Source organism: Actinomadura kijaniata NBRC 14229 (assembly GCF_001552175.1).
GTDB lineage: Bacteria > Actinomycetota > Actinomycetes > Streptosporangiales > Streptosporangiaceae > Spirillospora > Spirillospora kijaniata.
Window position 1 is genome coordinate 1 of record NZ_BCQR01000091.1, and the last position, 22,888, is coordinate 22,888.

Genomic DNA, 22,888 nt, shown 5'->3' on the forward strand with positions numbered 1-22,888 from the left:
CCAGGCCCGCAACGGCCGCCGCCGCGCGAGCTGAGGCGCGGCCGCCCCGCGCGGGCTGGCGCGGGGCGGCCGTACGGGGCGGCTCAGCGCGATCCGGCCCGCAGTTCGGTGCGCAGCTCGTGCGCCCCGTCGGCGCGGGTCACCTCGTAGAACAGCCGGTACCGTCCCTCGCCCTCGGGCAGGACGTCCAGGTAGCGCAGCCCGCCGCCGTGGTGCGGGGAGGCGGCCCAGGGCGCCGAGCCGAGCGCCGTCAGCGAACGGGGGTCGCCGCCCACCGCGATGCCGGTGCGCTCCTCGTAGTTCTCGGCGGCGGTGGCCCGTCCGTCGTAGGCCGCCACCACCGAGCCGCCGTCGAAGCGCACCGCGCTGATCCGCACGCCCCGCGCGTCCCAGGCGCCGGGGCGGCGGCGCAGGGCCGTGCCGTGCCAGGTCCACTCCAGGCCGTCGGGGCTGGTGGCGTAGTCGGTGACCATCTGGTCGGCCTCGGCGGCGTCGGCCAGCGGATGGCAGGAGGCCCACAGGTGCCAGCGGCCGCCGTGCCAGACGATCACCGGGTCCTTCACTCCGGTGGCGGCGTCGCCGGGCAGCACGACCCGCCGGTCGCGGGCGTCGAACCGGGCGGGGTCGTCGGCCTCCAGGACCTCCACGCGCCAGTGCTTGGTGCCGTGCGTGGCGCAGCTCAGGTACAGCCGCCACCGGCCGTCCGGGGTGCGCACCAGGGCGGGGCGCTCCAGCGACTCGGTGTCCATCGCGTCCTTGTCGATCGTCACCAGCGTCTCGAAGCGCTCGCCGTCGCGGGACCGGGCGACGGCGACGGCGTAGCCCCGGCCGTCGCCGACCGGGCGGCGCAGCCGGTACGCCAGGTAGATCCAGCCGTCCGCGGCGGCCGCGCTGGGCGCCCCCGCCCAGTACCCCTCGCCCTGGCCGGGCGGCTTGACCACCGTGACCGAGCGCTCCAGGCGCGGCAGCAGCGCGGCGAACCGTTCCCCGTATTCCCTGGTATTCATATCGAGATGATAGGTCATTCGGTGTCCGGGCTCCCCGCGGGTCTTCCGGGCCGGTGCGCGAGGGAGTCGAGGAAGGCGTCCAGCAGCACGGCCTGGCGTTCGGGCGGGAAGCGGTCCGGGTCGAACAGCACCTGCACCACCAGGCCGTGCGTGAACGCCGCCGCCGACGCCGCCAGGTCCTCCACGTCGGCGTCCGGCGGCAGCTCGCCCAGTTCGACGGCCTTCTCCAGGTGCGCGCGGAGCTCGCCGCGCCAGCGCTCGTAACGGTCGCGTTCGCGATCGCCCAGGTCCGGGTCGCCCAGCGCGGCGTCCCAGGAGCTCACCCAGACGCGGTTCAGCTCGACGGCCTGGGCGGTGCGCGGCAACACGTCGAGCAGGGCCGTGCGCAGGGCGGGCAGGCCGGGGGCCGGGGGAGCGGGGCGCGACCGGGTGCCGGTGCGTTCCCCGGCGAGGTCGAGGGCGTGCCTGACCAGGGCCTTCTTGGTCGGGAAGTAGTGCGTCAGCAGGCCGGTCGAGGCGTTCATCTCGGCGGCGACGGCGCGCAGCGTCAGGCCGTCGAAGCCGCGGGCGGCCAGCACGCGCCAGACGGCCTCCGAGACGTCGCGGCGGCGGGCGTCGTGATCTCCACGGGCGGGCATGCGGCTAGAGTACGTAACAAACGTTCGGTACGCACCGTGGAGGTCCCCCATGCTCTCTCTCGCGCTGGCCGACGACGCCGAACTCGGGCCGCTGGAGCCCTGGCGGTCGGCCGAGTTCGCCGCGCACGTCGCGAAGATCCGCGAGGAGCTGAAGCCGTGGATCCCGTGGGCGTACGGGGTGGAGGACGAGGCGGCGGCGCGGGCGCTGCTCCAGGACTACGCCGACCGGCAGGCCGCCGACACCGGCCGCCTGTACGGCATCTGGGTGGACGGCGAGCTGGCGGGCGGGACGCTGTTCCGGACGTTCGACGCCCGGCACGGGGTGTGCGAGGTCGGCGTGTGGCTGGGCGCGGCGTACCGGGGCCGGGGCCTGGTCGCCACGGCGGTCCGGCACATGCTCGACTGGGCGTTCGACGTGCGCGGCATGGCCCGCGTGGAGTGGCACTGCGAGCCGGGCAACGCGCCCAGCGTCGCCGCCGCCGAGCGGCTGGGCTTCACCTGCGAGGGCACGCTGCGCTCGGCGGCCGAGTTCGGCGGGTCCCGCCGGGACTACCAGATCTGGGCGATGCTGGCCGACGAGCGCCCCTGACGCTCAGGAGGCCGCGCGGGCGGGCGCGGTGAGCAGCGCGTGCAGGTGGTCGGCCATCGCGCGGCCGAGCTCGGGGTCGTTCACGTCGGTGTCCGCCTCGCGGATCTCGACCCGGGAGCCCTCCAGCCCGGAGCGCAGCGCGTCGAACAGGGCCCCGTCCGCCGCCGGGTCCCAGTACACGCCGCCCGGCACGTCCAGCGTCGACAGGCCCCGCAGCGGCAGGTAGAGCGCGGTCGGGGCGGTCGCGCCGCGCAGGGCCGCGGCGACGGAGCGGCCCAGCGCGGCGCACTCGGCCGCCGTCGTCCGCACGACCGTCACCGAGGCGTTGTGGACGTGGACGCGCCGGTGCCGCAGCCGGTTCGGCACCGACGGCCCGAACTTGGCCATGTCCAGCGCCCCCACGCTGATCACCTGGGGGAGGCCCGCGCGGACCGCGGCGGTCAGCCGTTCCGGCCCGGCGCGGCCCACCCCGCCCAGATGGGCCGTGGACACCTCCAGCATTGTGGCGTCCAGCGTCCCGGCCAGCGCGCCGTCGGCCGCCATCGCCGCGAACGAGCGCCCGCCCGCCCCGCTGGCGTGGAAGACCAGCACCTCGTAGCCGAGGGCGGTCAGGCGGTCGCGTGCCGCGTCCACGCCGCGCGTCGTCACGCCCGCCATCGTCGCGCCGACCAGCGGCCGGTCCCCGCGCGGGACGGGCCGCCCCGCCGCGTACCCGGCGGCCATCCCGGCGATGGCGTCGGCGGCGTTGGCCAGCACCCGCGCGGAGATCCGGTTGATGCCCGCGACGTCCACCACGCTGTACATGAGCGTGAGGTCGCTGTCGCCGACGTAGGGCGACACGTCGCCGGACGCCATGCTCGACACCATCAGCTTGGGGACGCCGACCGGCAGCGCCCGCATCGCCGTCGTGGACAGCGCCGAGTTGCCGCTGCCGCCCACCGACAGCACCCCGTGCAGCCGTCCCTCCGCGTGCAGCCGCCGCAGGACCTCGGCGGCCCCCCGTGCCATCGCCGTCACCGCCGCGCCCCGGTCCCGCAGCGCGCCCGGCATGACCCCGGCGGCCCGCGCCACCTCCTCGCGCGGGACGTCCGGGACGACGCGCGGCGCGTCCAGCGTCCCGGTGTCCACCAGCACGACCCGCACGCCCCGCGCGCGCAGCCGGTCGCGCAGCCAGCCGTACTCCGCGCCCTTCGTGTCGAGCGTTCCAAGAAGAACCACCACAGGCATGTCCCTCACTGTCGGCGGACGCACCGTGGGCGGACAAGCGCCGGAGACGTGTGATTCGTCTGTCCATGGGGCGTTTCGGGCTATCGGGGGTGGTCGGTCGGAAAAGCCGGAAGTGGGACGGCTAGAGTCAGTGACGTTCTTCTTTTATCCCTTACATCCCCCGGGAGCCCCCCATGTCGACCGAGACCGTCGTCATGCTCCTGCTGGCCGCCGTCGGAGCGGGTTGGGTGGACGCGGTCGTCGGTGGCGGAGGGCTCCTGCAACTCCCCGCGCTGATGCTGGCGTTCCCCGGCCAGCCGGTGGCCGCGCTGGCCACCAACAAGGTCGCCTCGATCGCCGGGACCACCTCGGCCTCGATCGCCTACCTCCGCAAAACCAAGCTCGACAAGGATGTCGCGCTGCCCGGCGCCGGGCTGGCCCTCGCCTGCTCGGCCGGGGGCGCGCTGTGCGCCTCCGCGATCTCCTCCGAGGTGCTGAAACCCCTGGTCATGGTGGTGCTGCTGGCGGTCGCCGCCATCGTGGTGCTGCGCCCCGACCTCGGCCGCGCCCCCCGCGTGGTGCTGCGCACCCGCCGCCGCACCGCCGCCGCCGTCCTGATCCCCGGCGTCGCCATCGCCTTCTACGACGGGCTGGTCGGGCCCGGCACCGGAACGTTCCTGGTCCTCGCCTTCACCACCCTGCTGGGCAGCGACTTCGTCACCGCCTCCGCCAACTCGAAGATCATCAACGCCAGCACCAACCTCGGCGCGCTGCTGGTGTTCGCCGCCCAGGGCGAGGTCCTGTGGGCGATCGGCCTGGCGATGGCCGTCTGCAACGCCGTCGGGGCCCAGCTCGGCGCGCACATGGCGATCAGCCGGGGCGCGGGCTTCGTCCGCGTGGTCCTGCTGGTCGTGGTGGCCGCCCTCGTCGTGAAGATGGGCTACGAGCAGTTCGGCTAGGGCCTGTTTCAAAGTGGGCCCCAGCCGCGCACGCGAGCGCGTGACCTGACCTGCGGGGCCGACGCCGGAGGCGAGGGTCCGCAGGTCAGATCGCGGAGCGATGTCGCGCTCGCCAAGACCTGGTGAGGCGCGAGCCCCCGGGGCGAGCGCCGTGGGCCAGGGCTTTGAAACACGGCCTAGCGGCATCCCCGTCGCCGTGGCGGGTAGGTGAGGCGCATGTGGTTACGAGCTGTGGTGAACGGAACGGGCGCGGGCCTCGTCGGTGTCCTGGTGATGACCGCCGCCGAGAAGCTGGAGCAGCGCCGCACCGGGCGGCCCGACTCCCACGTTCCGGGCCGGACCCTGCTCCGGCTGGCCGGACTGCCCGAACGGCCCGGCCGGCAGCCGGTGGCGGCGAACCTGGCGATGCACGTGGGGCAGGGCGTGCTGCTGGGCTCGGTCCGCGGCGTGATGGCGGCGGCGGGCCTGCGCGGCCCGTGGGCGTCGGCGATGTTCTGGGCGCTGCGGCTGACCAACGACCAGATCCTGGAGAACGCCACGGGAGTGGGCGCGCCCCCGTGGACCTGGCCGCGCCGGGAGCTGGCGGTGGACCTGGCGCACAAGGCGGTGTACGCGTTCGCCACCGGCCTGGTCGCCGACGCGCTGGCCGCCCGGGAAGGCCCCGGTCCCGGCCGGCGCCACGCGGACCTGCGGGCGGGCCGCCGCGAGAACGTCGGACCGATCCCCCGCTGAGAGGAGGACGAGGTGGCATTCGGGAAACGGGCGGCGGCCGCGCCGTCGTGCGACGCCGCCGCGCTGGCCCGCGCCCACGGCGTCTTCAACGTGCTGGGCGGGGCCTGGCCGCTGGTGAGCATGCGGAGCTTCGAGTGGGTGTTCGGGCCCAAGGAGGACGAGTGGCTGGAGCAGACCGTCGCCGGGCTGCTGGTCGCGGCGGGCTGGTCGCAGCTGCGCGCCGGTGACTCGGCCGCCGGACGGGAGCACGCGCGCCGCGTCGGCGTGGGCACGGCGGCCACGCTGCTGGCCATCGACCTGATCCACGTCCCGCGCGGCCGGCTCCGCTGGACGTACCTGCTGGACGGGGCCATGGAGGCGGCGTGGCTGCTGGCCTGGTGGCGCACGCGCGAGCGGCGCGCGGACGGGAGGCGGCGCTAGGGCGCCGGGACCGGCAGCGGCCTCTCCAGCGCCGTCAGCGTCAGCAGCACCAGCGACGCCGTCCATCCCAGCGGCGCGACCGCCGCCTGCCTGCCGTTCTCGTCCACCTTCTCGGGCAGCACGCCCAGCGTCGTGCGGTGCCGCGCCAGCCAGTCCAGCCGCGACCGGGCCTCCCCGTCGCGCCCCGACGCCGCCGCCGACAGCGCGAACAGCGCCATCTCCGGCGTCCAGGCGATCTTCTTGTTGCCCGACCAGTACTCGCCGGGCAGCACCCCGCCGTTGGGCAGCGCCTGCTTGCGCGCCGCCCGCGCGCACGCCTCGGCGACGCCCGGGTCCGGCGGCCCGAACGGCGGCCCCAGGAACGTCACCGACGTGTCCATCCACCCGCCCCGCAGCGGCGACCTCGGGTAGCCCAGCGGCGCGAAGTCCCGCGCCATCGCGCCCGCCAGCCGTTGCGCGGCCGCCCGCCACCGCGCCGCCTCCGCGGGCCGCCCGGTGTCCCGCGCGAACGTCGCCGCCGCCCGCAGCCCCGCCAGCACCGGCCCGACCACGCCCAGCGTCGCCCGGTCCGGGACCTGCTCGCTGCCCGGCGACCGCTCCCAGTAGTCCGGCGACGGCGGCGGCAGCCCGTCCCGGTCCAGCGACCGCGCCAGCCGGTCGGCGGCCCGCCGCACCATCGGCCACAGCTCCGGCGTCGCGGCGGCGGCCTCCGGGTCCTGCGTCCGGAAGAACCAGGTCGCCCACAGCACCCAGCCCAGCGCGTCCGACTGCGGGGGGCGCCCGTCGGTGACCGCCGACCCGTCGGCGTGGTACCGCGCCGCCCACCGGCCGTCCGCGCTCTGCACCCCGGCCAGGAACCGCAGCACCCGCCGGGCCTCCGGCCGGTGCCCGGTCGCCGTGAACGCCGCCGCCGCGAACGCCGAGTCACGCGGCCAGGAGTACCGCCACGCCCCGTACCAGGACGCCAGCGACGCGCCGTTCGGGCGGGTCAGCAGCCGCAGGTCCAGCAGCGCCCGCGCCGCCATGTCCCGGTACGGCCCCGGGACCGTGACCGGCTCCGGCCGCGGCGACACCACCGGCGGCCCCACCGGGCTCGTCGCCTGCGGGTGCGGGCGGGGCCGCGGCGGGGGCGGGGCGGGCAGGTCCGCGCCGGGGACCGTCCCGCGCGCCAGCCACGTCCGGTCCGAGCGCACCGCCGCCGCCACCCGGGGGTCGTGCGCCGCCACCGTGATCGCCCTCTCCCCGCCGAGCGGCACCAGCCGCACCCGCCCGTCGCGCAGTCGCACCGCGGAGCTGCCCGGCAGGTAGGCCGCGCCGTCGGCGTCGGCGGGCGGCAGCGGCTCCCCGGCGAACGGCCATCCGCCGCCGCCGACCAGCCCCGGGCTGGCCCACGGCGGACCGCCGCGCTGCGGCACCGTCGCCCCGCACATCGCCACCAGCGCCGCGACCAGCAGCAGCACGGCGGTCCGGCTCACCCGCAGCAGCCGGCCGCGCCCGCGCGGCGCCGGTCCGTCGTTCACCTCGGTGTCTCCCCCTCATTTCCCCCTCGTCGCCCCAAGTACAGCAAACGCCGCCAAGCCGGGCGTCCTCCCGGGATCGGAAATGGATCTCCACCTTCCGGTGGAGCGAAACTCCCATCGAAGACCAAGGTGGGATGTTCCCGGCGGCGGGCGGCCCGTCACCGCCCCGGAGAGGGGCGTTCCGCCCACTACCTGCACCCGGTCGCCAAGTCACCCCTGGCGAGGGGCTAGGCTGCATCGACGGAGCGGACCGCAGAGTGGCGGCCGCACGGCTCCCCGTGCCACCCCCACTCGTGTGGTCATTGGCTGTCGATCCGTTAAGGACGCCCTCGTGGACCTGTTCGAACATCAGGCGAAGGAACTCTTCGCCGAGTACGGGGTACCGGTGCCCACCGGCAAGGTCGCCCATACTCCCCAGGAAGCGCGCGCCATCGCGGAGGAGCTGTTCTCCGCGGGCAGCAAGAAGGTCGTCGTCAAGGCCCAGGTGAAGACCGGTGGCCGCGGCAAGGCCGGCGGTGTGAAGCTCGCCGACAACGCCGACGAGGCCGAGGCCCTCGCCGGCCAGATCCTCGGCATGGACATCAAGGGCCACACGGTCCACAAGGTCCTGATCGAGGAGGGCTCGGCGATCGCGCAGGAGTACTACTTCTCCTTCCTGCTCGACCGCGCCAACCGCACCTTCCTCTCCATCTGCTCCGTCGAGGGCGGCGTGGAGATCGAGGAGGTGCCGCACGACCGGCTGGCGATGGTGCCGGTCTCCCCGCTGACGGGCGTGGACCGCGCCGCCGCGCGCTCGATCGCCGAGCAGGGCCGCCTGCCCGAGGAGGCGCTGGACGGCGCCGCCGAGATCATCGAGCGGCTGTGGGCCGTGTTCACCGACGAGGACGCCACCCTCGTCGAGGTGAACCCGATGATCCTCACCGCCGACGGTGAGGTGAAGGCCCTCGACGGCAAGGTCTCCCTCGACGACAACGCCGCGTTCCGCCAGGAGCACGACCAGCTCGAGGACAAGGCCAGCGCCGACCCGCTGGAGGCCGCGGCCAAGGCCAAGGACCTCAACTACGTCAAGCTCGACGGCAGCGTCGGCATCATCGGCAACGGCGCGGGCCTGGTCATGTCCACCCTGGACGTGGTCTCCTACGCCGGCGAGGAGTTCGGCGGCCAGAAGCCCGCCAACTTCCTGGACATCGGCGGCGGCGCGTCGGCCGAGGTCATGGCCGACTCCCTGGAGATCGTGCTGTCGGACGCCGACGTGAAGTCGGTGTTCGTCAACGTCTTCGGCGGCATCACCGCCTGTGACGCGGTCGCCAACGGCATCGTCGCCGCCTACAAGCTGCTGGCGGACCGCGGCGAGACCGTCAACCGCCCGCTGGTGGTGCGCCTGGACGGCAACAACGCCGAGCTGGGCCGCCAGATCCTGACCGACGCGGGCCTGTCCGGCGTCCAGCAGGTCGACACGATGGACGAAGCGGCCAAGCGCGCCGCCGAACTCGCCGCGGCAGGTGCATGAGCATGGCTATCTGGCTCACCGAGAACAGCAAGATCATCGTTCAGGGCATGACCGGCTCGGAGGGCATGAAGCACTCCCGCCGCATGCTGGCCTCCGGCGCGCAGGTCGTCGGCGGCGTCAACGCCCGCAAGGCGGGCACCGAGGTCGACTTCGACGGCACGGTCCTGCCGGTGTTCGGCACCGTCAAGGAGGCCATGGAGAAGACCGGCGCGGACGTGTCGGTGGTCTTCGTGCCGCCGAAGTTCACCAAGGACGCCGTGGTCGAGGCGGTCGACGCCGAGATCCCGCTGTGCGTGGTGATCACCGAGGGCATCCCGGTGCACGACACCGCCTACTTCTGGGCCCACGCGGGCGAGAAGGGCAACAAGACCCGCATCATCGGCCCGAACTGCCCCGGCATCGCCTCCCCGGGCAAGTCGAACGCCGGCATCATCCCGGCCGACATCACCAACCCCGGCCGCATCGGCCTGGTCTCCAAGTCGGGCACGCTGACGTACCAGATGATGTACGAGCTGCGCGACATCGGCTTCTCCACCTGCGTGGGCATCGGCGGTGACCCGATCATCGGCACCACCCACATCGACGCCCTGAAGGCGTTCCAGGAGGACCCGGAGACCGACGCCATCGTCATGATCGGCGAGATCGGCGGCGACGCCGAGGAGCGTGCCGCGGCCTACATCGCCGAGCACGTGACCAAGCCGGTCGTCGGCTACGTCGCGGGCTTCACCGCCCCCGAGGGCAAGACGATGGGCCACGCCGGCGCGATCGTCTCCGGCTCGTCCGGCACCGCCGAGGCGAAGAAGGAGGCGCTGGAGAAGGTCGGCGTCCGCGTGGGCAAGACCCCGAGCGAGACCGCCCGCCTGATGCGCGAGATCATGCAGAACCGCTGACGTTCCGCACTCCGAAAGAGGCCCGAACCGGTGACCGGTTCGGGCCTCTTTCGGTGTTGGCACCCGCGTGGGGGTTCTTTTACCCACTGTTCGAGTTGTCACACATGGGGCTTGTGGTGCGTCGGGTTCACTTCCCGCCGGTGCTCCAGAACCGGTAGGCGTGGTCCCGGACGAAGTCGGCGCGCTTCCAGGTCCCGGAGGTCAGGGACTGCACGTGCCAGCCGCCCGCGCCGCGGTCGCGCAGACGGGGCCAGGCCGTCTCGCCGCCGCCGCTGGGGTCGCCGGTGGCGGCGAAGCGGACCCAGGCGCCGATCATCCGGTCGCCGAGGGCGGCCTGCTCCCTCGTCGGTCTCTCGAACAGGGCCAGGTCGAACAGGTACGGCAGTTCGGCCATGTGCTGGGCGGCGGCCGGGAAACTCGGCCTGGGGTAGCCCGCGTACCAGGGGGTCTTCCGCTCGGCGAACTCGTACATCCGGGTCGGGGTCCAGCGGGACAGCGCGCGGGCGGTGTCCAGGGTCGGTGCGGACCAGGTCGCGTCGGTCCTCACCCTCGCCAGCGTCTGCCCGGCGGAGGCGCCGAGCGGGTAGCGCCTGAGCACGGCGTCGGCCCTGGCGCCGTACTCCTTCCTGACGGCGGGCTCGTAGGCGCCGGCGGGCATGGGCCTGCCGGTGGCGAGTTCCTGTCCGAGGACCATGCCGTTCTCCTCGTCGTGGTTGACGCCGACGAGGACGGGGACGCGGTTGATCCGGCCGGTGCGGACGGCCTCGTCGACCGGGAGCGGCAGCGAGGGCGTGCCGCTGACCGGGCGCGGCTCGCGCTGCGGGCCGTAGACCCTCAGCAGCGTCCCGATCGGGATCTCGCGCAGGCAGCGGGCCACGTCGGCGGCGGTGGCGCAGCCCACCTCCGCGTGGTCGATGACCTTGGCGCTCTCGGCGTCGGCCGCGGCGCGGGTGCGGGAGGCGTTGCCCGGGGTGAGACAGGGCGCGCTCTGGACGACCGCCTTCTGGAACAGCCCGGCGGACGCCGGTGAGGCCAGATGGCCGCAGACGGCGAAGCCGCCGCCGGACTGACCCATGATCGTGACGTTGCGGGGGTCGCCGCCGAACGCCCCGGCGTTCCGGCGCACCCAGCGCAGCGCGGCGCGCTGGTCGTCCAGGGCGAGGGCGCCGGACTCCGGCAGGGACGGGTGGGTCAGGAAGCTCGTGACGCCCAGGCGGTAGTTCATCGACACCACCACGGCGCCGCCCGCCGCGAGCCGGTCGGGGCCGTACAGGTCGCCCATCCCGAACATCATGCTGCCGCCGTGGATCCACACGACCACCGGCAGCCCCTTCCGCGCGCCGACGGGCGCGGTGACGTTGACGTTGAGGCAGTCCTCGTCGGTGCTGGGCTTGCCGACCGGGTACCCCGCGGGCTGGGCGCACACCTTGCCCGGCCGGGTGGCGTCCCGCACGCCGGTCCACGCGGCGGCCGGGCGCGGCGCGGCGAAACGGGCGGCGGTGGCGTAGGGGATGCCCTGGAACGACCGCGTCTTCGGGCCGACCGTGCCGCGCACGGCGCCCTGGGAGGTGACCACGACCGACGGGTCGGGGGACGCGCGGGCGGCTGGTGCGAACGTGGCGAGCAACGCGAGCCCCAGGCCCACGGCGGCGGTCTTCTTCATGTCCCTCATTCCTGTCGACCGAGCGATGCGAGGACCGTAACAGCGATTTGCACGATCGTGCAATGCGATCGTGCAAAACGTTCGAGTAAGGCGTTCGTGCAAATCCCTTGGTAGGGTGCCGCGCATGGGAAACCGCGAGGACCTGCTCGCGGGCGCCAAGCGGTGCCTGCGTGAGAAGGGCTACGACCGCACCAGCGTCCGGGACATCGCCGCCGAGGCGGGCGTGAGCACCGCCGCGATCGGCTACCACTACGGGTCGCGCGAGGCGCTGCTCACCCAGGCCCTGTTCGACCTGCTGGACGAGTGGGGCGACAGTCTCGGTCGCGCGCTCGCGCCCGCCGCCGACGACGACGCGGCCCGGGGCTTCGCGCGCATGTGGGACGGGCTCGTCGAGCAGTTCCGCGAGCACCCCGACCTGTGGCTGGCCACGGTGGAGCTGTTCCTCCAGGCGCGGCGGCAGCCCGAGCTGCGCCCCCGGCTGGTCGAGGGGTTCGCCGAGGGGCGGTGCGGCATGGCCGCGATCCTGCGGAGCGTGCCGGAGGGGGAGGCCTCCGACCGCGACGCCCGCACGCTCGGCATGGTCCAGATGGCGCTGATGTCGGGCGTGATGATCCAGAGCCTCGGCGACCCGGCGAACGCGCCCACCGCCGCCGAGGTGCTGGCGGGACTGCGGGCCCTGGCGGAGCTCGCCGGGCCCTGACGGACCGGGGTGGACCCGGGATGGGGGATGACAAAGGCGACACGCCGGGCGTGGGGCGGCGTTCGCGGGTGTCCCGGGTGCCAGCATGGGCGTGTGAGCGATGCATCCCCTGGACAGCGTGTGACGCCGGAACGAGCCGGAGCGGGCGGAGCCGGGGGGTCCGCGGCCGCGCGGCCGCTGCTGGTGACGGGGCTGGCCGGGGCGCTGTGGTGCGTGGGGATCGGCCTGGTCGTGCTCACCACGGTCACGCTGGTCGGGTGGGTCGCCGCCCCGCGCACCGCGCTCGGAGCGGGCCTGCCGGGGGTGTTCCGCACCGCGATCAACTTCTGGCTGGTGGCGCACCACGCCGGGTTCTCCGGGCCGTCCGGGCGGGTCGGGCTGCTGCCGCTCGGGCTGCTGGTGCTGCCCGGCGCGCTGCTGTACCGCAGCGGCGGCTGGATGATCCGCGCGGCCGGGGTGCCGCGCCGCACCCGGGTGGGGGTGCTGCACGTCGCGGTGGCGCTGGCCGCGCCGTACGCGGCGCTGGCCGGGCTGCTGGCGCTGGCGGCCGCCACGCCGGCCGTGCGTCCCTCGGCGTGGCAGGCGCTGCTGGCCTGCTTCGTGACCGCCCTGGTCGCCGGGGGGCTGGGCGCGGCGCGGGCGCTGGTCGCCTCGCGGGGCAAGCGGGTCCGCTCCGGGCTGGGCGCGCTGCTGAACCTGCTGCCGCCGCGGCCCCGCTCGCTGGTCGTCGGCGTCGCCGGGGCGACGGCGACGCTGCTGGCCTGCGGCGCGCTGCTGGTCGGCGCGTCGCTGGCGCTGCACCTGCCCGAGGCCGGCCGGCTCTACGACATCCTCGCGCCCGGCGCGGTGGGCGGGACCCTGCTGTTCCTGATCCAGCTCGCGTACCTGCCGAACGCCGTCGTCTGGGGCATGGCCTACGCCGTCGGCCCCGGCTTCTCGGTGGGGGCGGGCACCAGCGTGTCGGCGACCGGGGTGATCCTCGACACGGTCCCCTCGCTGCCGATGCTGGCCGCGCTGCCCGATCCGGGGCCCGCGCCGCTGCCGTCGCTGGTGGCGCTGCTCGCGCCGTTCCTGGCGGGCGCGGTCGGCGGGGTCCTGACCGTGCGGGCGCTGCCCAGCCCGGTGTACGAGGGCGCGCCGGTGTGGGGGTTCGTGACCGGCCTGCTCACCGGCGGGATGGCGGCGCTGCTGGCGGCGCTGTCGGGCGGCCCGCTGGGCGGCGCGCGGCTGGCCACCATGGGGCCGTCTGCCTGGCAGGTCGGGATGATGGCCGCGCTGGAGGTGGGGATCTCCGCGGCGGTCGCGGCGTGGCTGGCGAACTGGACGATCCTGCGGCGCTCGGTGGTCGAGGGACCGGCCGCCCCGCCCTCCCCGAAGAGGACCGGGGCCAAGGCCACGGCGAAGACGGGGACGAAGACGGGAGCCAGGGCCGAGGCGCCCGCCCCGCGGCCCGAGCCCGCCGCCGAGACCGCCGCCCCGAAGAAGGAGGCTCCGGTCCCCGCGCCGCGCCGCAGCGCGCCGCACGCCGCCGACGCGATGCTGTTCGAGGAGGCCGAGCCGGTGCTCACGCCCCGCCGCCGCAAGGCGAAGGGCAACGAGGACCCGCTGCCCGAGCTGATCGAGGAGGAGACGCCCTGCCCCACCCCGGAGGCCAGGGCCGAGCCCGAACCCACGCCCGAACCCGAACCGGCGCCCGAACCCGCCCCCGAGCCCGAGGAGCGGCTGCGGCCCCTCCCGCCGCCCCGGGAGACCGGACGCACCGAGAACCGGGGCGGCGCGATCTACGTCCTGCGGGACGAGCCCCCTCACGACTAGGGCCTGCTTCAAAGGGGCCCGGGCCACGCGCGCGAGCGCGTCACCTGACCTGCGGGCCCGACGCCGGAGGCGAGGGCCCGCGGGTCAGATCGCGAAGCGATGCCGGACTCGCCAAGTCCTGGTGAGGCGCGAGCCCTCCGGGCAGGCGCCGTAGGCCAGGACTTTTGGAAGACGGACTAGGAGGGACGGCCGACGTCGGGCACCGAGCCCTTCGGGAGGTTGAACTTGCGCTCCAGGTCCGAACGGAACCGGTCCCAGCACGCCTGCTCGTCGCTGATGGTGTTGGCCTTGTCGCGGCACTGCGTGTAGCGGGCGTTCTCCGACCACGTCAGCAGGGAGAACAGCAGCAGCGGCGTGGCCAGCGCCAGCGTCACCGCGCCCAACGTGATCCCGGCGGTCGCGCCGCCCGGCGTCAGCGCCGCCATCCGCCGTGCGCTGCGCCGCGCCCTGATCCCCACGATCAGGGCGGCCACGGCCAGCCCCAGGGCCAGCGGGAACGCCGTCGGCAGCAGCATCAGCGCCAGGGAGCCGATCCCGAGCCACAGTGCCCGCTTTCCGGTCTGCTGCGGGTTTTCCGGGGACTTCGCGGGCGGCCGTCCGCCGATCTCGGGACGGCCGGGCGTCTCCACGCGGTCTCCGGCCTCGGGACGGGAACCGTTCCCCGGCCCCTGCGGGTCGCTCACTGTCGCTCCGTTCCTCGTCGCGGCCGGTCCGTGCGGACCGGCCCGGTGGTGTCGATTCATACGGGCCGAGCAGGGCCGATAGGCTTTGCCCGGAACCCGCCCGGCGCGCACGTCGCCGCCGGGGCCGTCAACCCCAACACCCCTAACGTCCACCAGGGAGTCATGGTGTCCGCCCGGCTCGTCGTCCTCGTCTCCGGAGCGGGGACCAACCTTCAGGCGCTGCTCGACGCGTGCGCGGATCCAGCCTACGGTGCCCAGGTCGTCGCCGTCGGAGCCGACCGGGACGGGACCGCCGGACTGGAGCGCGCCGAACGCGCCGGGCTGCCCACGTTCGTCGTGCGCGTCCCCGACTTCGCGACCCGCGAGGAGTGGGACGCGGCGCTGGCCGACGCGGTCGCGGAGCACGCCCCCGACCTGGTGGTGTCCGCCGGGTTCATGAAGATCCTCGGGCCGCGGTTCCTGGCGCGGTTCGGGGGCCGTACCGTCAACACGCATCCGGCGCTGCTGCCGTCCTTCCCGGGCGCGCACGCCGTCCGCGACGCCCTGGCGTACGGCGTGAAGGTGACGGGATGTACCGTGCACTTCGTCGACGAAGGCGTGGACACCGGACCCGTCATCGCCCAGGAGACCGTCAGGGTCGGCTGGCATGACGACGAAGACTCCCTGCACGAGAAGATCAAGCAGGTGGAGCGCCGGCTCCTGGTCGACGTCGTCGGCCGGCTGGCGCGCGACGGCTGGACCACCCGGGGCAGGCGGGTCTCCATGAAATGCAGGACCTGCGACAGTTCGGCCGAACATGAGGGGAGCTCGACCGGTGAGTCGGGTCGCGATTAAGCGTGCGCTGATCAGCGTTTACGACAAGACGGGGCTGGAGGACCTGGCCCGGGGCCTGCACGAGGCCGGCGTGGAGATCGTCTCCACCGGCTCCACGGCGGGCCGGATCGCCTCCGCCGGGGTTCCGGTGATGAAGGTCGAGAAGCTCACCGGGTTCCCCGAGTGCCTGGACGGCCGGGTCAAGACGCTGCACCCCAAGGTGCACGCGGGCCTGCTGGCCGACCGCCGCAAGGAGGACCACGTCCAGCAGCTCCAGGACCTGGACGTCGAGCCGTTCGACCTGGTCGTGGTGAACCTGTACCCGTTCACCCAGACCGTCGACTCGGGCGCCCGGCCCGACGAGTGCGTCGAGCAGATCGACATCGGCGGGCCGACCATGGTCCGCGCCGCCGCCAAGAACCACGCCAGCGTCGCCGTCGTGGTGTCCCCGGGCGCCTACGGGACGGTGCTGGACGCCGTCCGCGCGGGCGGCTTCACCCTGGAGGAGCGGCGCCGGCTGGCCGCCGCCGCGTTCTCCCACACCGCCTCCTACGACGTGGCGGTGGCGTCCTGGTTCGCCTCCACCTACGCGCCCGACGAGACCGCCGCCGAGGCCCGGTGGCCCGACTTCCTGGGCGCGACCTGGGAGCGGTCGAACGTGCTGCGCTACGGCGAGAACCCGCACCAGCGCGCCGCCCTCTACACCGACGGCTCGGGCGGCGGCCTGGCCGGGGCCGAGCAGCTGCACGGCAAGGAGATGTCGTACAACAACTACGTCGACGCCGACGCGGCGCGGCGCGCCGCCCACGACTTCGCCGAGCCCGCCGTCGCGATCATCAAGCACGCCAACCCGTGCGGCATCGCCGTCGGCGCGGACGTCGCCGAGGCGCACCGCAAGGCCCACGCCTGCGACCCGGTGTCGGCGTTCGGCGGCGTGATCGCCGTGAACCGTCCCGTCACCGCCGCGATGGCCGCGCAGGTCGCCGAGGTGTTCACCGAGGTGCTGGTCGCGCCCGGCTTCGAGGACGAGGCGCTGGAGATCCTCACCCGGAAGAAGAACATCCGCCTGCTGGTGTGCCCCGAGGGCCCCGCGAGCGACACCGAGTACCGGCGTATCGACGGCGGCCTGCTGCTCCAGACCGTCGACCGCGTGGACGCCCCCGGCGACGACCCCTCCGCCTGGGAGCTGAAGGCCGGGCCGGCCGCCGACGAGGCGACCCTCGCGGACCTGGCGTTCGCGTGGCGGGCGTGCCGTTCGGTCAAGTCGAACGCGATCCTGCTCGCCCACGACGGCGGCACCACCGGCGTCGGCATGGGCCAGGTCAACCGGGTCGACTCGGCGCGCCTGGCCGTGGCCCGGGCCGGGGCCGAGCGCGCCGCGGCCTCGGTGGGCGCGTCGGACGCGTTCTTCCCGTTCCCCGACGGCCTGGAGGTGCTGACCGAGGCCGGGGTCCGCGCGATCGTGGAGCCGGGCGGCTCGGTCAACGACGACAAGGTCATCGAGGCCGCCGAGAAGGCCGGGGTCACCCTGTACTTCACGGGCGTGCGGCACTTCTTCCACTGATCCGCCGCCGACGGACGACGCCGGGCCCGGTCCCTCCCGGAGGGGCCGGGCCCGGCATGGTCCGAACGGGTGGTTTTGACGATCTTGGGAAGTTTTACGTTTTCGCGTTGGTAACCTCGGCCAGGTCATGCGTCATTGGTCCGCCCTTGACCAAACGCGACCCCCGACACACCGCTCGCCCTCCGCCGCGAGCCCCCATCCGCGAACGCTCACGGAGAGCCCATGGACGTCCTGGTGACGCTGCTGCTGACCATCACCACCCAGACCACCGCCCTGCTGATGGAGGGGCGCCAGCTCATCGGCCTGGCCGCCGCGATCATCCTCGCGATGATGGCCGGTCAGCTGGGCTGGAAGGGCACCGACCGCGTCATCGCCTGGCGGCAGCGTCCCGACCAGGACTGACCGGACCCGCCGCGAGCCTCGCCCGCAGGGCCGCGCGCGCCCCGGGCCACTCGGTGTCGATCATCGAGTAGACGGCGGTGTCCCGCAGGGAGCCGTCGGGCCGGATGCGGTGCCTGCGGTGGATCCCCTCGAACCGCGCCCCCAGGCGCTCGATCGCCCGGCGCGAGCGCTCGTTCCGCGCGTGGGTGTGCCAGGTCACCCGGATCGCGCCCAGCTCGTCGAACGCCCGTTCCAGCAACAGCAGCTTGGCCTCGGTGTTGACGCCCGTGCGGTGCCAGCGTGAGCCCAGCCAGGTGTGGCCGATCGCGACCCCCCGGTGCTCGGGGGTCACGTCGTAGTACGACGTCACGCCCGCCACCTCGCCGGTCACCGCGTCCACCTGCGCCCACGGCACCTGCCGACGCGCCCGGTGGGCGGTCAGCGCCTTCTCCACCAGCGCGCGCGACCCGGCGACGTCGGACGGCCGCACCTCGTTCAGCCACGTCCACACGCCGGGGTCCCGGCCCGCCTCGAACAGCCCCTCCGCGTGATCCGGGGTGAGGGGCTCCAGCCGCACATGACGGCCGAAGAGCACCGGACGCTCATACCAGGCATCGCTCATGCGATGGAACGTTAGACCAGCTCAGAGTCACCCCATCAGGGCCACTTCCCCCCGTTTCCCGGAAACCACCGCGCAAAACCAGGCCACGCACGCGAGCGCGTCCGTAGGCTGAGGCGGGGGGCCGAAGCCGAAGGCGAGGTCCCCCGCGGAAGATCGCGAAGCGATGCAGCGCTCGCCCGCGGAGCGGTCAGCCCCGGAGCCCCAGGGCGGAGGGGCTGGGCCGTGGAGCACAATAAACTCGCAACGCGACTGGCGCGATCAAGGTGGGGCACCACCGGGGAGCGAAGGACAGTCCGGACACCGCGCGCCTGGGTGACCGGCGACGTCGGCCGGGGCCTGCCCCGGAGGGATCAGCGCGGAGGTAGTTCATGACGGCACGCATTCTCGACGGCAAGGCGACGGCGGCGGAGATCCGGGCCCAGATCGCCGAACGGGTCCAGGCGCTGCGCACCCGGGGCGTCCGGGTCGGGCTCGGGACCGTCCTGGTCGGCGACGACCCCGGCAGCCACGCCTACGTGAACATGAAGCACCGCGACTGCGCCGAGGTCGGCATCGAGAGCATCCGCCGCGACCTGCCCGAGAACGCCACCCAGGAGGACGTCGAGCGCGCCGTCGCCGAGCTGAACGCCGACCCGGCCTGCACCGGCTACATCGTCCAGCTGCCGCTGCCCAAGGGCCTGGACGAGATGCGCGTGCTGGAGCGCATCGACCCGGCCAAGGACGCCGACGGCCTCCACCCGGTCAGCCTGGGGCGGCTCGTCCTCATGGAGGAGGCCCCGCTGCCCTGCACCCCCAAGGGGATCGTGGCGCTGCTGCGGCGGTTCGACGTCCCGCTGAAGGGCGCCGAGGTCACCGTGATCGGGCGCGGCGTCACCGTCGGGCGGCCGCTCGGCCTGCTGCTGACGCGGCGCAGCGAGAACGCCACCGTCACCCTCTGCCACACCGGCACCCGGGACCTGGCCGCGCACGTCCGCGCCGCCGACATCGTCGTCGCCGCCGCCGGGGTGCCCGGCCTGATCACCGCGGACATGGTCAAGCCCGGCGCGGCCGTGCTCGACGTGGGCGTGTCCCGCGTGGACGGCAGGCTCGCCGGGGACGTCGCCGACGACGTCCGCGAGGTCGCCGGGTGGGTCGCGCCCAACCCCGGCGGCGTCGGGCCCATGACCCGCGCCATGCTGCTGGCCAACGTCGTCGAGGCCGCCGAGCGCGCCGCCGGGATCTGAGCCACGGCCGAGCCCGGGCGGGGACGGTGAACGCCCCGCCCGGGTGCTTCCCGGAGGCCCGTGCGCTGCCCTGACCGAGCCTCCGGGTCACATCCTTCGCCGGCCTGGTGGCCCCGGCCACGCACGCGAGCGCGACCGAAGGTCTGCCACGGGGGGCCGAAGCCGGAGGCGAGGTCCCCTGTGGCAGATCGCGAAGCGATGCAGCGCTCGCCCGCTTTCCGGCCGGTTCCCGAGCCCCCCGGGCGAGGGGTTCGGGCCGGAAGGCCATAAGTACGACCTCAGCTCGCCCGGCGGCCCGCCGCGGTCGTCGGACGCGTGACGTGCCCCGGGTGGCCTCCCGCGGCGGGGTGTCCCGGGCGACGGATCTCACCCGGGGGGCGGCCGTCCACCGGACGGCTGTTCTGCTGCGGGACGTGGACCGGCGGCAGCGGCCGGACCAGCCCCATCGCGATGACCTCGTTGGCCAGGCGGGTGCGCCGGTTGGCGCCTTCGGGGATGCGGAACTTCTGGTACAGACGCAGCAGGTGCTGCTTGACGGCCGCCTCGGTCACCACGAGATCAGCGGCGATCTCCCGGGCCGTGGCGGGCGCGACGAACGCCTCGTCGGACAGGGCGGGTCGGCAGAGCGAGGTCAGCACGTCGACCTCGCGGCGGGTCAGTTCGGGAGCCACGGCACGCCGCAGCTCGACGTCGGGATCGACCTCCTCGCGGGGGATTCCCCCCATCCGGACGCGCGCCGTGCCGAAGCTGACGACGTCACCGTCCTCCAGGACGCGTCGGGCGATCGGCCGGCCGTTGACACGGGTCCCGTTCCGGGACAGTCCCATGTCGACGACGTACACGTACGGGCCGCGCCGAACGATTTCTGCGTGCAAACGGGACACACTCGGGTCGTCGAGACGGATGTCGACTCCTCGGCCTCGGCCGACCGTTGTGACGTCGGGGCGCAGCGGCATGACCAGCCCGCTGTCCTCGATGCGCATGAACGGCCCCTCCACGGCAGTCCTCCCAGCTAGTTAGCGACCCCTGTCTGCCGGGTTACCCGGGCGGGCCGTCGCCACACCCGCCTACCGGTGAGTAACACCGAGGCCACCGGGGCGCCCGCCGCCTCGTGCGCCCGGCTCGCCCGCCTCGTCCGGGTCTCGCCGTCCCCGGCTTCCACTAACGTGGAGGGTGGAGGATTGCGAGCGGAACGAGGCGACCACCCGGCGAGGAGCCATGAGCGCACAACTGCACCGGCGACGGCGGCAGGCCCCCCGAGGCCGCCACGCCACGCCCCACTGGCTGGGGCGGCTGCCGTACCTGATCGTGCTGTGCGGCGTGGCCGGCGGGCTGGCGCTGTGCGCGTTCGACTACTTCCGCAAGGGTTCGAGCCTCATCGCCGCCGCGGTCCTGTTCGGGGCGCTGGCGCGACTGGTGCTGCCGCCGAGCCAGGTCGGGATGCTGGAGACCCGCAAGAAGTGGCTCGACGTCGCGACCATGGCGTTCTTCGCCGTCGCGATCGCCGTGGTGGCCTGGATCGTCCCCGGCGACAAGTAACGCGGGACCCGCGCCGCCGGGCCGCCCGGCGGGCGCTCCCCGCGGCGGTGGGACGTGGCCTGGGCACCAGATATCTTGATATCGAGCAATAACGCCGCAGTGATGTGAGGGAGTGTCCGGTTGACCGACTCGACGATTATCTACACGCACACCGACGAGGCCCCGCTCCTGGCGACCTATTCGTTCCTTCCGGTGGTCCAGGCGTACGCCTCGACCGCCGGGGTGAAGGTGGAGACCCGGGACATCTCCCTCGCCGGACGGATCATCGCCTCCTTCCCCGAGCACCTGAAGGAGGAACAGCGCATCGGTGACGCCCTCGCCGAGCTGGGAGAGCTCGCCGAGACCCCGGGCGCCAACATCATCAAGCTGCCCAACATCTCCGCCTCCATCCCGCAGCTCAAGGCCGCGGTCGCCGAGCTCCAGAAGCAGGGCTACGCGCTGCCGGACTACCCCGACGAGCCCGCGACCGACGAGGAGCGCGAGATCCGCGCCCGCTACGACAAGGTCAAGGGCAGCGCGGTCAACCCGGTGCTGCGGCAGGGCAACTCCGACCGGCGCGCCCCGGCCGCCGTCAAGCAGTACGCCCGCAACCACCCGCACCGCATGGGCGCCTGGTCGGCCGACTCCAAGACCAACGTGGCCACCATGGGCGCGGGCGACTTCCGCTCCAGCGAGAAGTCCACGGTCGCCGGTTCCGACGGCACCCTGCGCATCGAGCTGGTGGGCGCCGACGGCTCGGTCACCACGCTGCGCGAGTCGGTGCCCGTGCTCGCCGGCGAGGTGCTGGACGCCTCGGTGATGCGAGTATCGGAGCTGCGCGAGTTCCTGGCCGCGCAGGTCGCCCGCGCCAAGGCCGAGGGCGTGCTGTTCTCGGTGCACCTGAAGGCCACCATGATGAAGGTCTCCGACCCGATCATCTTCGGCCACGTGGTGCGCGCGTTCTTCCCGAAGACCTTCGAGAAGTACGGCGAGACCCTGGCCAAGGCCGGGCTGTCGCCCAACGACGGCCTCGGCGCGATCCTCGGCGGCCTGGACGGGCTGCCCGGGGGAGCCGAGATCAAGGCCTCGTTCGAGGCCGAGCTCGCCGAGGGGCCGGAGCTGGCCATGGTCGACTCCGACCGCGGCATCACCAACCTGCACGTGCCCAGCGACGTCATCGTGGACGCCTCCATGCCCGCGATGATCCGCACCTCCGGGCACATGTGGGGCCCCGACGGCCAGGAGCACGACGCCCTGGCGGTCATCCCCGACTCCAGCTACTCGGGCGTCTACCAGGCCGTCATCGACGACTGCCGCGCCAACGGCGCCTACGACCCGGCGACCATGGGCTCGGTGCCCAACGTCGGGCTGATGGCGCAGAAGGCCGAGGAGTACGGCAGCCACGACAAGACCTTCGAGGCGCCCGCCGACGGCACCGTGCGGGTCGTGGACGAGTCCGGCAACACCGTCCTGGAGCAGCCGGTCTCCGCCGGCGACATCTTCCGGATGTGCCAGACCAGGGACCTGCCGATCCGCGACTGGGTCAAGCTGGCCGTCACCCGCGCCCGCCTGACCGGCGACCCGGCCGTGTTCTGGCTGGACGCCGACCGGGCGCACGACGCGGTGCTGATCGAGAAGGTCGAGAAGTACCTCGCCGAGCACGACACCTCGGGCCTGACCATCGAGATCATGTCCCCGGTGGAGGCCGCGAAGTTCTCCCTGGAGCGCATCCGGCGCGGCGAGAACACCATCTCGGTCACCGGCAACGTGCTGCGCGACTACCTGACCGACCTGTTCCCGATCCTGGAGCTGGGCACCAGCGCCAAGATGCTGTCGATCGTCCCGCTGATGGCGGGCGGCGGCCTGTTCGAGACGGGCGCGGGCGGCTCGGCGCCCAAGCACGTCCAGCAGCTGGTCAAGGAGAACTACCTGCGCTGGGACAGCCTGGGCGAGTTCTTCGCGCTGGCGGCGAGCTTCGAGCACCTGGCCCGGGCGACCGGGAACGCGCGGGCGCAGCTGCTGGCCGACACGCTGGACCGTGCCACCGCCACGTTCCTCAACGAGAACAAGTCGCCGACCCGGCGCCTGGGCGGCATCGACAACCGCGGCAGCCACTTCTACCTGGCCCTTTACTGGGCGCAGGAGCTGGCCGCGCAGGGCGAGGACGCCGAGCTGGCGGCGGCGTTCGGCCCGCTGGCGCAGGCCCTGGCCGAGGGGGAGCAGGCGATCGTGGACGAGCTGCTGGCCGTGCAGGGCTCCCCGGTGGACCTGGGCGGCTACTACCGTCCCGACCCGGAGAAGGCCACGGCGATCATGCGCCCGTCGGCCACGTTCAACAACGCCCTCGCGATCCTGAACGGCTAGCGAAGGCAGCGACACGGTACGAACGAGACAGTCCGGTGTAGGGACGGTCTCGTCGGAGGGCCGCCGCGGGA

22 protein-coding genes and 1 riboswitch are annotated in these 22,888 nt (G+C 73.9%); of the genes, 14 read left to right on the forward strand and 8 right to left on the reverse strand.

What is annotated here, in order from left to right; all coding sequences use genetic code 11:
- Positions 1-83: 83 nt before the first annotated feature.
- Both AKI01S_RS26800 and AKI01S_RS26805 read right to left on the reverse strand, forming a co-directional pair.
- A complete protein-coding gene (locus tag AKI01S_RS26800; RefSeq protein WP_067823861.1) occupies positions 84-1,007 on the reverse strand; it encodes a glycoside hydrolase family protein in 924 nt (307 codons plus the stop codon).
- Positions 1,008-1,021: 14 nt separating this feature from the next.
- On the reverse strand, positions 1,022-1,645 hold the full coding sequence (locus AKI01S_RS26805; RefSeq protein WP_067823864.1) for a TetR/AcrR family transcriptional regulator: 624 nt from the start codon (positions 1,643-1,645) through the stop codon (positions 1,022-1,024).
- A gap of 49 nt (positions 1,646-1,694) precedes the next feature.
- Between AKI01S_RS26805 and AKI01S_RS26810 the strand changes: the two genes are divergently transcribed.
- Positions 1,695-2,234, forward strand: coding sequence for a GNAT family N-acetyltransferase (locus AKI01S_RS26810; protein ID WP_067823867.1), 540 nt, complete (start codon positions 1,695-1,697; stop codon positions 2,232-2,234).
- Between the two features lie 3 nt (positions 2,235-2,237).
- Here AKI01S_RS26810 and AKI01S_RS26815 read toward each other — a convergent pair whose 3' ends face one another.
- Positions 2,238-3,461, reverse strand: a complete 1,224-nt coding sequence (locus AKI01S_RS26815; RefSeq protein ID WP_067823869.1) for a Tm-1-like ATP-binding domain-containing protein — start codon at positions 3,459-3,461, stop codon at positions 2,238-2,240.
- A gap of 173 nt (positions 3,462-3,634) precedes the next feature.
- On the opposite strand from AKI01S_RS26815, the gene AKI01S_RS26820 reads away from it, so the two are divergent.
- From AKI01S_RS26820 to AKI01S_RS26830, 3 genes are all read left to right on the forward strand, one after another.
- On the forward strand, positions 3,635-4,399 hold the full coding sequence (locus AKI01S_RS26820; RefSeq protein ID WP_067823872.1) for a TSUP family transporter: 765 nt from the start codon (positions 3,635-3,637) through the stop codon (positions 4,397-4,399).
- A gap of 234 nt (positions 4,400-4,633) precedes the next feature.
- Complete coding sequence (locus tag AKI01S_RS26825; protein WP_218009816.1) at positions 4,634-5,131, forward strand: hypothetical protein; 498 nt, start codon at positions 4,634-4,636, stop codon at positions 5,129-5,131.
- 12 nt (positions 5,132-5,143) lie between these two features.
- Complete coding sequence (locus AKI01S_RS26830; RefSeq protein ID WP_157420168.1) at positions 5,144-5,551, forward strand: hypothetical protein; 408 nt, start codon at positions 5,144-5,146, stop codon at positions 5,549-5,551.
- Here AKI01S_RS26830 and AKI01S_RS26835 read toward each other — a convergent pair.
- On the reverse strand, positions 5,548-7,071 hold the full coding sequence (locus AKI01S_RS26835) for a glycoside hydrolase family 15 (RefSeq protein ID WP_067823876.1): 1,524 nt from the start codon (positions 7,069-7,071) through the stop codon (positions 5,548-5,550). The two genes, AKI01S_RS26830 and AKI01S_RS26835, sit on opposite strands and share 4 nt — an antisense overlap.
- Positions 7,072-7,402: 331 nt before the next feature.
- On the opposite strand from AKI01S_RS26835, the gene sucC reads away from it, so the two are divergent.
- Positions 7,403-8,581: an ADP-forming succinate--CoA ligase subunit beta gene (sucC, locus tag AKI01S_RS26840; protein WP_067823879.1), complete on the forward strand. Its 1,179-nt coding sequence runs from the start codon at positions 7,403-7,405 to the stop codon at positions 8,579-8,581.
- Between the two features lie 2 nt (positions 8,582-8,583).
- Positions 8,584-9,471 carry a succinate--CoA ligase subunit alpha gene (sucD, locus tag AKI01S_RS26845; RefSeq protein WP_067823881.1) on the forward strand — a complete coding sequence of 296 codons (888 nt, stop codon included), beginning with the start codon at positions 8,584-8,586 and terminating at the stop codon, positions 9,469-9,471.
- Positions 9,472-9,598: 127 nt separating this feature from the next.
- Here sucD and AKI01S_RS26850 read toward each other — a convergent pair whose 3' ends face one another.
- Entirely contained in the window at positions 9,599-11,134 is a 1,536-nt protein-coding gene (locus AKI01S_RS26850; RefSeq protein WP_169814026.1) for a carboxylesterase/lipase family protein, read from the reverse strand.
- 124 nt (positions 11,135-11,258) lie between these two features.
- Here AKI01S_RS26850 and AKI01S_RS26855 point away from each other — a divergent pair, with 124 nt between their 5' ends.
- Together AKI01S_RS26855 and AKI01S_RS26860 are read left to right on the forward strand one after the other, a co-directional pair.
- Positions 11,259-11,834 carry a TetR/AcrR family transcriptional regulator gene (locus AKI01S_RS26855; RefSeq protein WP_067823884.1) on the forward strand — a complete coding sequence of 192 codons (576 nt, stop codon included), beginning with the start codon at positions 11,259-11,261 and terminating at the stop codon, positions 11,832-11,834.
- A gap of 120 nt (positions 11,835-11,954) precedes the next feature.
- A complete protein-coding gene (locus AKI01S_RS26860) occupies positions 11,955-13,649 on the forward strand; it encodes a cell division protein PerM (protein WP_245681794.1) in 1,695 nt (564 codons plus the stop codon).
- A 176-nt stretch (positions 13,650-13,825) separates the two neighbouring features.
- Here AKI01S_RS26860 and AKI01S_RS26865 read toward each other — a convergent pair whose 3' ends face one another.
- Positions 13,826-14,332: a hypothetical protein gene (locus tag AKI01S_RS26865; protein WP_067823887.1), complete on the reverse strand. Its 507-nt coding sequence runs from the start codon at positions 14,330-14,332 to the stop codon at positions 13,826-13,828.
- A gap of 162 nt (positions 14,333-14,494) precedes the next feature.
- On the opposite strand from AKI01S_RS26865, the gene purN reads away from it, so the two are divergent.
- The 3 genes from purN to AKI01S_RS26880 all read left to right on the forward strand — a co-directional run bounded on the left by purN (position 14,495) and on the right by AKI01S_RS26880 (position 17,111).
- A complete protein-coding gene (gene purN / locus AKI01S_RS26870) occupies positions 14,495-15,166 on the forward strand; it encodes a phosphoribosylglycinamide formyltransferase (RefSeq protein WP_067823890.1) in 672 nt (223 codons plus the stop codon).
- On the forward strand, positions 15,147-16,709 hold the full coding sequence (gene purH, locus AKI01S_RS26875) for a bifunctional phosphoribosylaminoimidazolecarboxamide formyltransferase/IMP cyclohydrolase (RefSeq protein WP_218009817.1): 1,563 nt from the start codon (positions 15,147-15,149) through the stop codon (positions 16,707-16,709). The genes purN and purH overlap by 20 nt, the downstream gene beginning before the upstream one ends.
- Positions 16,710-16,931: 222 nt before the next feature.
- Entirely contained in the window at positions 16,932-17,111 is a 180-nt protein-coding gene (locus AKI01S_RS26880) for a hypothetical protein (RefSeq protein ID WP_067823897.1), read from the forward strand.
- Here AKI01S_RS26880 and AKI01S_RS26885 read toward each other — a convergent pair.
- On the reverse strand, positions 17,077-17,712 hold the full coding sequence (locus AKI01S_RS26885; protein WP_067823899.1) for a GNAT family N-acetyltransferase: 636 nt from the start codon (positions 17,710-17,712) through the stop codon (positions 17,077-17,079). The genes AKI01S_RS26880 and AKI01S_RS26885 overlap by 35 nt on opposite strands.
- Before the next feature lie 235 nt (positions 17,713-17,947).
- A riboswitch (ZMP/ZTP riboswitch) is annotated at positions 17,948-18,033 on the forward strand.
- Positions 18,034-18,080: 47 nt separating this feature from the next.
- Here AKI01S_RS26885 and AKI01S_RS26890 point away from each other — a divergent pair.
- A complete protein-coding gene (locus AKI01S_RS26890) occupies positions 18,081-18,935 on the forward strand; it encodes a bifunctional methylenetetrahydrofolate dehydrogenase/methenyltetrahydrofolate cyclohydrolase (RefSeq protein ID WP_067823902.1) in 855 nt (284 codons plus the stop codon).
- Positions 18,936-19,213: 278 nt separating this feature from the next.
- Here AKI01S_RS26890 and AKI01S_RS26895 read toward each other — a convergent pair whose 3' ends face one another.
- Entirely contained in the window at positions 19,214-19,933 is a 720-nt protein-coding gene (locus AKI01S_RS26895) for an FHA domain-containing protein (protein ID WP_067823906.1), read from the reverse strand.
- A 220-nt stretch (positions 19,934-20,153) separates the two neighbouring features.
- On the opposite strand from AKI01S_RS26895, the gene AKI01S_RS26900 reads away from it, so the two are divergent.
- Together AKI01S_RS26900 and AKI01S_RS26905 are read left to right on the forward strand one after the other, a co-directional pair.
- A complete protein-coding gene (locus AKI01S_RS26900) occupies positions 20,154-20,474 on the forward strand; it encodes a DUF3017 domain-containing protein (protein WP_067823909.1) in 321 nt (106 codons plus the stop codon).
- A 120-nt stretch (positions 20,475-20,594) separates the two neighbouring features.
- A complete protein-coding gene (locus tag AKI01S_RS26905; protein ID WP_067823912.1) occupies positions 20,595-22,817 on the forward strand; it encodes an NADP-dependent isocitrate dehydrogenase in 2,223 nt (740 codons plus the stop codon).
- Positions 22,818-22,888: the final 71 nt, after the last annotated feature.

Excerpts from the sequence above, each read along its gene's own strand:
- AKI01S_RS26900 (WP_067823909.1), top strand. The coding sequence starts at position 20,154 with ATGAGCGCACAACTGCACCGGCGACGGCGGCAGGCCCCCCGAGGCCGC.
- AKI01S_RS26850 (WP_169814026.1), bottom strand. The coding sequence starts at position 11,134 with ATGAAGAAGACCGCCGCCGTGGGCCTGGGGCTCGCGTTGCTCGCCACG.
- AKI01S_RS26800 (WP_067823861.1), bottom strand. The coding sequence starts at position 1,007 with ATGAATACCAGGGAATACGGGGAACGGTTCGCCGCGCTGCTGCCGCGC.
- sucD (WP_067823881.1), top strand. The coding sequence starts at position 8,584 with ATGGCTATCTGGCTCACCGAGAACAGCAAGATCATCGTTCAGGGCATG.
- AKI01S_RS26880 (WP_067823897.1), top strand. The coding sequence starts at position 16,932 with ATGGACGTCCTGGTGACGCTGCTGCTGACCATCACCACCCAGACCACC.
- AKI01S_RS26805 (WP_067823864.1), bottom strand. The coding sequence starts at position 1,645 with ATGCCCGCCCGTGGAGATCACGACGCCCGCCGCCGCGACGTCTCGGAG.
- AKI01S_RS26890 (WP_067823902.1), top strand. The coding sequence starts at position 18,081 with ATGACGGCACGCATTCTCGACGGCAAGGCGACGGCGGCGGAGATCCGG.
- AKI01S_RS26855 (WP_067823884.1), top strand. The coding sequence starts at position 11,259 with ATGGGAAACCGCGAGGACCTGCTCGCGGGCGCCAAGCGGTGCCTGCGT.
- purN (WP_067823890.1), top strand. The coding sequence starts at position 14,495 with ATGGTGTCCGCCCGGCTCGTCGTCCTCGTCTCCGGAGCGGGGACCAAC.
- AKI01S_RS26885 (WP_067823899.1), bottom strand. The coding sequence starts at position 17,712 with ATGAGCGATGCCTGGTATGAGCGTCCGGTGCTCTTCGGCCGTCATGTG.
- AKI01S_RS26815 (WP_067823869.1), bottom strand. The coding sequence starts at position 3,461 with ATGCCTGTGGTGGTTCTTCTTGGAACGCTCGACACGAAGGGCGCGGAG.
- AKI01S_RS26820 (WP_067823872.1), top strand. The coding sequence starts at position 3,635 with ATGTCGACCGAGACCGTCGTCATGCTCCTGCTGGCCGCCGTCGGAGCG.
- AKI01S_RS26810 (WP_067823867.1), top strand. The coding sequence starts at position 1,695 with ATGCTCTCTCTCGCGCTGGCCGACGACGCCGAACTCGGGCCGCTGGAG.